Origin of the sequence: Nitrosovibrio tenuis, assembly GCF_900109785.1 — a bacterium.
Lineage (GTDB): Bacteria > Pseudomonadota > Gammaproteobacteria > Burkholderiales > Nitrosomonadaceae > Nitrosospira > Nitrosospira tenuis_A.
On record NZ_FOBH01000001.1, the window covers coordinates 560,896 to 571,485 of the forward strand.

Annotated in this window: 9 protein-coding genes and 4 tRNA genes; 12 read left to right on the forward strand and 1 reads right to left on the reverse strand. The window is 52.4% G+C overall.

Going from position 1 to position 10,590, the window contains the following annotated elements; translation table 11 throughout:
* Nucleotides 1–16: 16 nt before the first annotated feature.
* Nucleotides 17–376 carry a hypothetical protein gene (locus BMX00_RS02420; RefSeq protein ID WP_090826688.1) on the reverse strand — a complete coding sequence of 120 codons (360 nt, stop codon included), beginning with the start codon at nt 374–376 and terminating at the stop codon, nt 17–19.
* Nucleotides 377–647: 271 nt separating this feature from the next.
* On the opposite strand from BMX00_RS02420, the gene BMX00_RS02425 reads away from it, so the two are divergent.
* The 12 genes from BMX00_RS02425 to rpoB all read left to right on the forward strand — a co-directional run bounded on the left by BMX00_RS02425 (nt 648) and on the right by rpoB (nt 10,530).
* Nucleotides 648–732: transfer RNA gene (locus BMX00_RS02425), tRNA-Tyr, on the forward strand.
* A gap of 170 nt (nt 733–902) precedes the next feature.
* A tRNA-Gly gene (locus BMX00_RS02430) sits at nt 903–976 on the forward strand.
* Between the two features lie 109 nt (nt 977–1,085).
* Nucleotides 1,086–1,160 (forward strand) — tRNA-Thr (locus BMX00_RS02435).
* A gap of 67 nt (nt 1,161–1,227) precedes the next feature.
* Nucleotides 1,228–2,418 carry an elongation factor Tu gene (tuf, locus tag BMX00_RS02440; RefSeq protein ID WP_090826690.1) on the forward strand — a complete coding sequence of 397 codons (1,191 nt, stop codon included), beginning with the start codon at nt 1,228–1,230 and terminating at the stop codon, nt 2,416–2,418.
* A 121-nt stretch (nt 2,419–2,539) separates the two neighbouring features.
* Nucleotides 2,540–2,615: transfer RNA gene (locus tag BMX00_RS02445), tRNA-Trp, on the forward strand.
* Between the two features lie 174 nt (nt 2,616–2,789).
* Nucleotides 2,790–3,134 carry a preprotein translocase subunit SecE gene (gene secE / locus BMX00_RS02450; RefSeq protein ID WP_090826692.1) on the forward strand — a complete coding sequence of 115 codons (345 nt, stop codon included), beginning with the start codon at nt 2,790–2,792 and terminating at the stop codon, nt 3,132–3,134.
* The gene (nusG, locus tag BMX00_RS02455) at nt 3,134–3,667 is read left to right on the forward strand and encodes a transcription termination/antitermination protein NusG (RefSeq protein ID WP_090826694.1); all 534 of its coding nucleotides are present in this window, start codon (nt 3,134–3,136) and stop codon (nt 3,665–3,667) included. The genes secE and nusG overlap by 1 nt, the downstream gene beginning before the upstream one ends.
* A 105-nt stretch (nt 3,668–3,772) precedes the next feature.
* Nucleotides 3,773–4,204, forward strand: coding sequence for a 50S ribosomal protein L11 (gene rplK / locus BMX00_RS02460; RefSeq protein ID WP_090826696.1), 432 nt, complete (start codon nt 3,773–3,775; stop codon nt 4,202–4,204).
* 1 nt (nt 4,205) lies between these two features.
* Nucleotides 4,206–4,898, forward strand: a complete 693-nt coding sequence (rplA, locus tag BMX00_RS02465; RefSeq protein ID WP_090826698.1) for a 50S ribosomal protein L1 — start codon at nt 4,206–4,208, stop codon at nt 4,896–4,898.
* A 409-nt stretch (nt 4,899–5,307) separates the two neighbouring features.
* Nucleotides 5,308–5,832: a 50S ribosomal protein L10 gene (rplJ, locus tag BMX00_RS02475; RefSeq protein WP_090826702.1), complete on the forward strand. Its 525-nt coding sequence runs from the start codon at nt 5,308–5,310 to the stop codon at nt 5,830–5,832.
* Between the two features lie 71 nt (nt 5,833–5,903).
* Nucleotides 5,904–6,284 (forward strand): 50S ribosomal protein L7/L12, encoded by a 381-nt coding sequence (rplL, locus tag BMX00_RS02480; protein ID WP_090826704.1) that lies wholly within the window; start codon nt 5,904–5,906, stop codon nt 6,282–6,284.
* Nucleotides 6,285–6,456: 172 nt separating this feature from the next.
* Nucleotides 6,457–10,530 carry a DNA-directed RNA polymerase subunit beta gene (rpoB, locus tag BMX00_RS02485; RefSeq protein WP_090826706.1) on the forward strand — a complete coding sequence of 1,358 codons (4,074 nt, stop codon included), beginning with the start codon at nt 6,457–6,459 and terminating at the stop codon, nt 10,528–10,530.
* The last annotated feature ends 60 nt before the right edge of the window (nt 10,531–10,590 follow it).

Here is a 10,590-nt window from a genome sequence, read left to right on the forward strand (position 1 = left end):
ATGCGCCGGGAGGGCTTCAATAGCTGCAATGGGGGAAGGTGAGCAAATGCCGGGTAACCCCGCGAACCCTTATAGTTGAGGATGATCGTCTGGTATGCACGACGCGAAACGCCTTCCAGCCAATCGACATGCCAAGCCAGTACATCCCTGCGCCTGAATAAAGCAGGTTCAGCTTTCTTTCGTGGCTCTCAACCGTCTTGATGGCCTTGCGATAGATTCTTTCCTCTTCCTCCGGTTCCTCCTCTTCTATCCCTTCTACCTCTTCTACCTCTTCTACCTCTTCTATCCCTTCTACCTCTTCCTCGCCCACCATACCTTCATCTTCCAGTTTTTCCTGTATATCCGAGTCGTTCAACAACTCGATTTCGTTCTCCATTTTCGCCTCCGTTTAATCCGCATCATGGGTTGGACCGACATACTTGGAACCGTAGGTAGTGTAGGGCCGTATTGTTGCAACAGTGCGACACGGAATAGCGCCTGCCGACCCTCTGGCCTCTTCCGAGGAGGAGCGCCAGGGGTTGGTTGTAATGCCGTCCTCCCCTACACCTATCTGCAAACTCGGGCCCTTATTCAGCGGTTTTCTAGAGAAACCCTTAAATGCACGTTGACTTGTCAACTCAAAACATTCACAATTAGCGGTTTCGTTTGGAGGGGTTCCCGAGCGGTCAAAGGGATCAGACTGTAAATCTGACGGCTCTGCCTTCGAAGGTTCGAATCCTTCCCCCTCCACCAATTGGGACCGGCTGGCTTTCCGTTATCAACTCTTAAAAGCCTAGTTAAAGAGCCAGGTTAAAGGAAGAAGAAGAGAAAAAAGAAAGGGATGAATCAGCCATGCGGGCGGCGCATGCGGTGGTTTCTGTGATGAGTTGACTGGTTGCTTCGATCCACATCGGTTGCCAGACGCGGGTGTAGCTCAATGGTAGAGCAGAAGCCTTCCAAGCTTACGACGAGGGTTCGATTCCCTTCACCCGCTCCAGATGAGTAACAAGTCTATCGCAGGTTTGTTTTGAAAGAGCCAAGAGTCGCCGAACGTCAAGTGTTAATGAATTGTAATGAGGAAATGTAATTAGGCAGGATCGATGCTTGCCCATGTAGCTCAGTGGCAGAGCACTCCCTTGGTAAGGGAGAGGTCGCCAGTTCAATCCTGGCCATGGGCTCCATAGGCTTTAACATAGGCTTTAATTGAGAACCTGACAGAAGAAAAAGTGCTTTAAAAAGGATTTCATCATGGCAAAGAGCAAATTTGAGCGGACGAAGCCGCACGTGAACGTTGGGACGATAGGGCATGTGGACCATGGCAAGACCACATTGACGGCGGCGATCACGATGGTATTGTCGAAGAAGTTTGGTGGTGAGGCGAAGAGCTATGCGCAGATAGATTCGGCGCCGGAAGAGAAAGCGCGCGGCATCACCATCAACACGGCGCATGTTGAATACGAGACGAAGAGCCGTCATTACGCCCACGTTGACTGTCCTGGTCATGCTGACTACGTCAAGAACATGATAACGGGCGCGGCCCAGATGGACGGGGCCATACTGGTGGTATCGGCTGCGGACGGACCGATGCCGCAGACACGCGAGCACATACTGCTGGCGCGTCAGGTGGGAGTACCCTACATTGTGGTGTACATGAACAAAGCCGACATGGTGGACGATGCCGAACTGCTGGAACTGGTGGAGATGGAAGTTCGCGAACTGCTGTCGAAATACAACTTTCCCGGTGACGACACCCCGATCGTCATAGGTTCTGCCCTGAAGGCGCTCGAAGGCGACCAAAGCGATATAGGCGAGCCCTCCATATTCAAGCTTGCGGATGCACTGGACAGCTACATACCGGAGCCGGTACGGGCTGTGGACGGCCCCTTTCTGATGCCGGTTGAAGACGTTTTCTCCATTTCTGGCCGCGGCACGGTGGTAACGGGGCGGGTAGAGCGGGGTGTAGTCAAGGTGGGCGAAGAAATCGAGATAGTCGGATTGCGGCCCACGATCAAGACAGTCTGTACTGGCGTGGAGATGTTCAGGAAACTGCTGGACCAGGGGCAGGCAGGGGACAACGTTGGGGTATTGCTGCGAGGCACCAAGCGCGAGGAAGTCGAGCGTGGTCAAGTGCTGGCCAAGCCTGGCTCGATCACCCCGCATACCAAATTTACCGCCGAGATATACGTGCTGAGCAAAGAAGAAGGGGGACGTCACACCCCATTCTTCCAGGGCTATCGGCCCCAATTTTACTTTCGGACCACGGACGTCACGGGTGCGATTGAATTGCCGGCGGGCACTGAGATGGTGATGCCTGGGGACAATGTATCGGTGACAGTCAACCTGATTGCGCCGATTGCCATGGAAGAGGGTCTTCGTTTTGCCATTCGTGAAGGCGGAAGAACCGTCGGCGCAGGTGTGGTGGCAAAAATTATTGAGTAGTATCAGGTGGTGCAGATGATGCAGATCAGTTGTGAGAGGTGAAGTCTTGCAAACTGATGATTTGTGCATCGATATACTTGAGTGAATTTTGTGATTTCAGCTTTGGGCTCGCAACGAATACAGGCCAGTAGCTCAATTGGCAGAGCGTCGGTCTCCAAAACCGAAGGTTGGGGGTTCGATGCCCTCCTGGCCTGCCAAAACACGGAGTACCATTGAAAAACCATCAATTCCGCTTGCTTCGCAATGGAAGCGAAGTATCTTCTTAATGCCGCCCAATACGCTGAATCATGGGCTGAGGCTGCGATTTGCATGATCAGCTCGTACACCCCTTCATTTACTGACAAGCATTAAAGGCAGAGTGGAAAAAAGTAGTGGATAAGATCAAGTTGGGATTCGCGCTTCTGCTATTGATCGCAGGTATTGCCGGTTTTTATTACCTGCGGGATGGCGCCATGGTCATTCGTGTGATTTCGGTCCTGGCTGGCATTGTTCTGGCGGCGGTAGTAGTGTGGTTTACCCCTCAAGGTAAACAGTTCTATGCGTTCAGTAAGGAGTCATCGGAAGAAACCCGGAGGGTCGTGTGGCCGAGCCGCAAGGAAACGATGCAGACTACCGGGATAGTGTTCGCCTTTGTTCTGGTGATGGCAATATTTTTATGGATGGTGGATGCGGGGTTGCTGTTGGCGGTGAAGTATCTGATGGGACAGGAGGGGTAATGGATAAGAAATGGTATGTGGTTCATGCCTACTCCGGGTTTGAGAAGAGCGTGCAGCGCGCATTGAAAGAACGCATCAATCGCGCTGGTATGCAGGATAAATTTGGACAGATATTGGTTCCAGTAGAAGAAGTCATCGAAATGAAAGCCGGTCAGAAGAATCTCAGCGAGCGGAAGTTCTTTCCTGGCTATGTGCTGGTCGAGATGGAGATGACCGACGAAACGTGGCATCTGGTCAAGAATACCGCCAAAGTTACCGGATTTATCGGGGGTTCGGCAATGAAACCAACCCCGATCAGCGATAAGGAAGTACAGAACATCCTTCATCAGATTCAGGAAGGTGTAGAGAAACCCAAGCCCAAGGTTCTTTTCGAACCGGGCGAGGCCGTCCGGGTCAAGGAAGGGCCATTTACTGATTTCCACGGGAATGTGGAAGATGTCAATTATGACAAAAGTAAAATCAGGGTTTCAGTTTCCATTTTTGGCCGACCCACCCCCGTGGAACTGGATTTCAGCCAAGTCGAAAAAGCTTGAAGATGAAATAGAGGCGAGCGCTTCCGCAGGGATGGGGAGTGCCGCCGTCTTGTTTATTAAACGGGGAGAACAATACGTTCGCTTGTACCCAAGAGGAGAATTGTCGTGGCAAAAAAAATAGTCGGCTATATCAAGCTGCAGGTACCGGCGGGCAAGGCCAACCCCAGCCCGCCAATTGGCCCCGCGCTAGGCCAGCGGGGACTCAATATCATGGAGTTTTGCAAGGCATTCAATGCCGCTACGCAGAAAATGGAAGTTGGGCTACCGGTGCCGGTTGTAATAACCGCGTATGCCGACAAGAGCTTCACTTTCACTATGAAGACCACGCCTGCGACCGTGCTGATAAAGAAAGCAGCCGGAGTGAGCAAAGGCAGTCCCAAGCCCCACACCGATAAGATAGGGCGTTTGACAAGAAAGCAGGCGGAAGAAATCGCACAGGCAAAGATGCCCGATCTGACGGCAGCAAACATGGATGCGGCAGTTCGCACTATTGCCGGCAGCGCTCGCAGCATGGGTATCGAAGTGGAGGGTATATAACATGGCGCATATATCGCGGCGTTTCAAGGAGATTAGCGGAAAGGTGGATCGCACCAAATCTTATCCATTGCCCGAGGCGTTCAAGATCATCAAGGAAACGGCGACTGCAAAATTCGATGAGTCAGTCGACGTGGCTGTCAATCTTGGCATTGACGCGAAAAAATCGGACCAGACGGTGCGGGGATCAGTGGTTTTGCCGGCGGGTACGGGCAAGACCGCCCGCGTAGCCGTGTTCGCTCAAGGAGATAAAGCCAGGGAAGCGCTTGCAGCGGGTGCTGACATTGTGGGATTTGAAGACCTTGCGGAGCGGATCAAGGCGGGCAATATCGATTTTGATGTGGCGATCGCCAGCCCGGATGCCATGCGTATTGTCGGACAACTCGGTCAAATTCTCGGCCCGCGCGGCTTGATGCCCAACCCCAAGGTGGGTACCGTTACCCCGGACGTTGCGGGAGCGGTCAGAAATGCCAAGGCAGGTCAAGTTCAATATCGAGCCGATAAAGCGGGTATCGTTCAGTGCCCCATCGGGCGTGCGTCATTCAGCGTGGAAGCGTTAACTCAAAACATATCCGCATTGCTGGATGCGCTGAACAAGTCTAAGCCCGCGACATCCAAAGGTATTTATCTAAGAAAGATCTCGATCTCCAGCACTATGGGAATAGGAGTCCGGGTTGACCAGACCAGCATGCGTTAAGGTCAAAAAATGATTTTGTAAGACTTTGGGCTGCCGGAGAGACGCTTTCGCTTTTGTCGATTCGGCGGGTTATCAAAGACCGTTGGGGTTGTTTGGCGATTGGTGGAGTTCTTTTTAGAGTCAGGGGTTATTGAACAAACCATCGTCGAGGGCTTAATTGCAGAGACGGAAGAAGTTGAGGCAGGATCTAGTATCTTGTTTTTTCATCATCCGAGCACCCAACGCAGATGGCTTCCCAAAACAGGACAGATTCAGCAGGAACAGATTCAGCTCCTGAAAGAGATTCAGCTCCTGATTTAGGTCGCCGGTTCGTGGTATTGAGCCACCGTTTACGGTTTTTCGGATTGATCAGATCAGATTATCCGAAACTAAAGCTCAACGCCGTATTTTAACTGATGGAGAATGAACCTTGGGTCTAAATTTAGAAGAGAAAAAAGCGGTGGTCACCGAGGTCAGTGCCCAGGTGGCGAAAGCCCAGGCTATTATCATCGCGGAATATCGCGGGCTGGGAGTGGGAAACATGACCAAGTTGCGTGCCAAGACACGGGAGTCGGGAATATATTTTCGCGTACTTAAAAATTCCCTAGCACGGCGCGCGATAAGCGGAACACCTTTTAACGGGCTTTCCGACCATATGGTGGGACCGTTGGCCTATGGCATCGGAAGTGATCCCGTAGCGGCAGCGAAGGTGCTGCACGAGTTTTCCAAGGGTAACGACAAATTTGTGATCAAAGCTGGTGCAATGCCAAATTTGGTAATGTCCAGTAAAGAGATTGCCAGCCTTGCCGCGCTGCCGAGCCGTGACGAGCTTCTTTCGAAGCTGTTGGGCACCATGCAGGCACCCATTGCCAATTTCGTGCGCACCCTCAACGAAGTGCCGGCCCGTTTCGCACGTGGCCTCGCAGCCGTCCGTGATCAAAAGGAAGCTGCCTAGTCTAGTTTCGCGCCGTTTAGGACATAAGAACCGTAATACGATCATAAGCTTAAATTTATCAGGAGAAGAACATGGCTATAGCCAAAGCAGAAATTCTGGAAGCGATTGCAAACATGACTGTGCTGGAACTTTCCCAGCTAATTAAGGAGATGGAAGAGAAGTTTGGTGTTTCCGCTGCCGCCGCTGCTGTTGTAGCGTCTGCTCCCGCGGCAGGTGCAGCCGCGGCCCCCGTGGAAGAGCAAACGGAATTTACCGTGATGCTTACTGCCGTAGGAGACAGCAAGGTTAATGTTATCAAGGTCGTGCGCGCGATTACCGGACTTGGTTTGAAAGAAGCGAAAGACTTGGTGGATGGCGCGCCCAAGCCGGTCAAGGAAGGCATTCCCAAAGCTGATGCTGAAGCTATCCAGAAACAACTCACCGAAGCCGGTGCGACCGCTGAAATTAAGTAAAAGTAATGCAATAAGTCGAGCTGGCGGCGTCAACGACGCCGCCAGGCTCTGGCTTTTCCACATTTGGATTTCCGCATTCAATGTGCGGTAGAACACTCAGCACGGTAGCTAAAATCAGGTACTCTGCTCCCATTTTCTGTCCATCCGTCCTCTGACCTCCCGGAGAGATTCCATGAGCTATTCGTTTACCGAGAAAAAACGTATCCGTAAGAGTTTCGCCAAGCGCGCGAGCGTTTTGCCGATCCCCTTTCTTCTCGCTACACAAATCGAGTCTTACGCAGCGTTTCTGCAAGCTCAAGTTGAGCCTGATCGTCGCGCCAATCAGGGACTGCAGGCAGCATTTATGTCCATTTTTCCGATCGAGAGTCATTCCAGGAATGCGCGTCTCGACTTTGTCAATTATGTGCTGGGTGCTCCGCCGTTCGATGTGAAGGAATGCCAGCAGCGCGGGCTTACCTATGCTTCACCCTTGCGCGCAAAAGTACGGTTGACGATTATGGACAAAGAAGCGTCCAAGCCGACTGTAAAGGAAGTCAAGGAACAGGAAGTCTACATGGGTGAGATTCCGCTCATGACCAACACGGGTTCGTTCGTCATTAATGGCACCGAGCGCGTGATTGTGTCCCAATTGCACCGCTCACCAGGGGTGTTTTTTGAACATGATCGCGGCAAAACGCATTCATCCGGTAAATTGCTTTTTTCGGCACGTATCATTCCTTATCGTGGTTCCTGGCTCGATTTCGAATTCGACCCCAAGGATTACCTTTATTTCCGCGTCGACCGTCGCCGTAAGATGCCCATTACCGTTTTACTGAAGGCGATCGGTTACACTCCGGAGCAGATTCTTGCGGATTTCTTTTCCTTCGATACCTTCCATTTATCAAAAAAAGAGATCCTGTTCGAACTCATACCGGAACGGTTGAGAGGCGATATTGCGCGCTTCGATATCGTCACCAAGAATGGCAAGGTTATTGTTCAGAAAGACAAGCGTATAACCGTCAAGCACGTCCGTGAGATGCAGCAGGCAGGCATTGATAAACTGGCGGTACCGGAAGATTTTCTGTTGGGGCGCATATTGGGCCACAACGTGGTAGATAAAGAAACAGGTGAAGTGCTGGCATTGGCCAATGACGAGATTACCGAAGTTCTGCTTGCCAAGCTGCACGATGCAAATATAGAACAGATTCAGACAATTTATACGAATGATCTTGACCAGGGCGCATACATATCACAAACCCTTAGAATAGACGAGACCGCTGACCAGATGGCGGCGCAGGTGGCCATCTATCGAATGATGCGTCCAGGTGAACCACCCACCGAAGAAGCTGTCAAGGTGCTATTCAACGGATTATTTTATGCGCCTGAGCGCTACGATCTTTCGGTGGTTGGGCGAATGAAATTTAATCGCCGCATCGGCAGAACCGAATTGGACGGGGCAACCACGCTGTCGAATGAGGATATCACTGCCGTTATTAAAATCCTGGTTGAGCTTCGCAATGGCCGCGGTGAGATTGATGATATCGATCACCTTGGCAATCGCCGCGTGCGCTCTGTCGGTGAACTGGCGGAAAACCAGTTCCGTTCCGGGTTGGTACGAGTCGAAAGAGCGGTTAAGGAACGGCTCAGTCAAGCGGAGTCGGATAACCTGATGCCGCATGATTTGATTAACGCGAAGCCCGTCTCCGCCGCGGTGCGCGAGTTCTTCGGTTCGAGCCAGTTATCGCAATTTATGGATCAGACCAATCCGCTTTCCGAGATTACCCATAAACGACGAGTGTCTGCGTTGGGACCGGGCGGGTTGACGCGGGAGCGCGCAGGGTTCGAGGTGCGCGATGTCCACCCCACTCATTATGGTCGTGTTTGCCCGATCGAAACGCCGGAAGGCCCGAACATTGGCCTGATCAATTCACTGGCCTTATATGCGCGCACCAATGAATACGGTTTCATGGAAACCCCCTACCGCAAGGTGAAAAACGGTCAGGTAACGGATGAAATTGACTATCTGTCGGCTATCGAAGAAGGTCAGTATGTGATAGCGCAGGCAAACGCCGAGCTGGATCGCAATGGTAAATTCACCAACGAGATCATTTCCTGTCGCCATAAGAATGAATTTACCCTGGCGACACCGGACCGAATCGAGTACATGGACGTGGCGCCAGCGCAGATCGTATCGGTCGCTGCCTCATTGATTCCGTTTCTGGAACATGACGATGCAAACCGCGCCCTGATGGGTTCCAACATGCAGCGTCAGGCAGTCCCTTGTCTTCGCGCTGAAAAGTCTCTGGTTGGCACCGGTATCGAACGTGTTGTGGCGGTCGATTCCGGGACAGCGGTCCAGGCGGTGCGGGGTGGCGTGGTCGATTACGTGGATGCAAGCCGTATCGTCGTGCGCGTGCACGATACCGAAACACGCGCCGGCGAAGTGGGCGTGGACATCTATAACCTAATTAAATATACCCGCTCCAACCAGAACACTAATATCAACCAGCGTCCCCTGGTAAAGGTGGGTGACGTTATTGCGCGCGGCGACGTGGTCGCTGACGGTGCCTCTACCGACAAGGGTGAACTGGCTTTGGGGCAGAATATGCTGGTGGCGTTCATGCCATGGAACGGCTATAACTTCGAAGACTCGATTCTTATCTCAGAGCGTATCGTTGCTGAAGATCGTTTTACTTCGATTCATATCGAAGAGCTGTCCGTGGTGAGCCGTGATACCAAGTTGGGAACGGAAGAAATCACGGGCGATATTTCCAATTTGTCGGAAGCGCAGCTCGGACGCCTGGATGCTTCAGGCATAGTCCATATTGGCGCCGAAGTGGAAGCGGGCGATGTGCTGGTGGGGAAAGTCACTCCCAAAGGCGAAACCCAGTTGACGCCTGAGGAAAAGCTGTTACGCGCTATTTTTGGCGAGAAAGCTTCCGACGTGAAGGATACATCGCTACGTGTGCCATCCGGCATCTCGGGAACCGTTATCGACGTACAAGTATTTACACGGGAAGGAATCGAGCGCGACAAGCGTGCCCAGCAGATCATTGACGACGAACTGAAACGTTACAAGAAAGATCTGGCTGATCAGATGCGAATCGTCGAAGCCGACGCCTTCAAGCGTATCGAGCGCTTGCTCATAGGTAAGGCTGCTACCGGCGGCCCTAAAAAACTTGCCAAAGGCGCGGAGATTACCAAGGAATATCTTGACGGCGTTGATCCGCATCACTGGTTCGATATCCGGCTTTCCGAGGAAGAGGCAAGCCTGCAGCTCGAGCAGATCGAAGAGGGTCTGGCGCAGAAACGCAAGGCGTTCGATGCTGCTTTCGAAGAGAAGAAGAAGAAGCTTACCCAAGGCGACGAATTGCCGCCGGGCGTGCAAAAAATGGTCAAGGTTTATGTTGCGGTGAAGCGCCGCCTGCAGCCGGGGGATAAAATGGCCGGGCGCCACGGTAATAAAGGTGTCATTTCGAAGATTGTGCCCGTGGAAGACATGCCTTACATGGCTGACGGCACACCGGTCGATGTGGTGCTGAATCCCTTGGGCGTGCCTTCGCGCATGAATGTTGGCCAGATTCTGGAAACCCATCTTGGATGGGCGGCGAAAGGCCTGGGCACCCGGATCGGTAATCTGCTGCACGCTGGCAGCCAGGCCGCCGAGGTCCGCGTATTACTCGACAAGATTTATAACACCAGCGGGCGGCAAGAGGATATCGCTTCACTTACTGATGGAGAAATATTGGATTTGGCTGATAATCTCAAGGAGGGCGTGCCTTTCGCAACCCCTGTGTTCGATGGTGCGACCGAGCGTGAGATCAAGGATATGCTGGAGCTTGCCGGTCTCCCCCGGTCCGGACAGGTGACCCTCTACGATGGAAGGACGGGTGAAGCTTTTGATCGCCCTGTCACAGTGGGCTATATGCATGTGCTGAAGCTGCATCATCTGGTGGACGATAAAATGCACGCGCGCTCAACCGGTCCTTATAGTCTCGTAACCCAACAGCCGCTTGGCGGAAAAGCCCAGTTCGGTGGTCAGCGTTTTGGAGAAATGGAAGTGTGGGCACTGGAAGCGTACGGGGCCTCCTATACGTTGCAGGAAATGTTGACCGTTAAGTCGGACGATGTGAACGGGCGTACCAAAGTATATGAAAGTATTGTCAAGGGCGATCACAAAATTGATGCCGGCATGCCTGAGTCATTCAACGTATTGGTGAAGGAAATCCGCTCGCTGGCGATGGATATCGATTTAGACCGGCATTAGCATTCATATAGCGGCACGGAATCTCTGTATTTTTCGCTTCCGTGTTTAAAGTACCGGTAA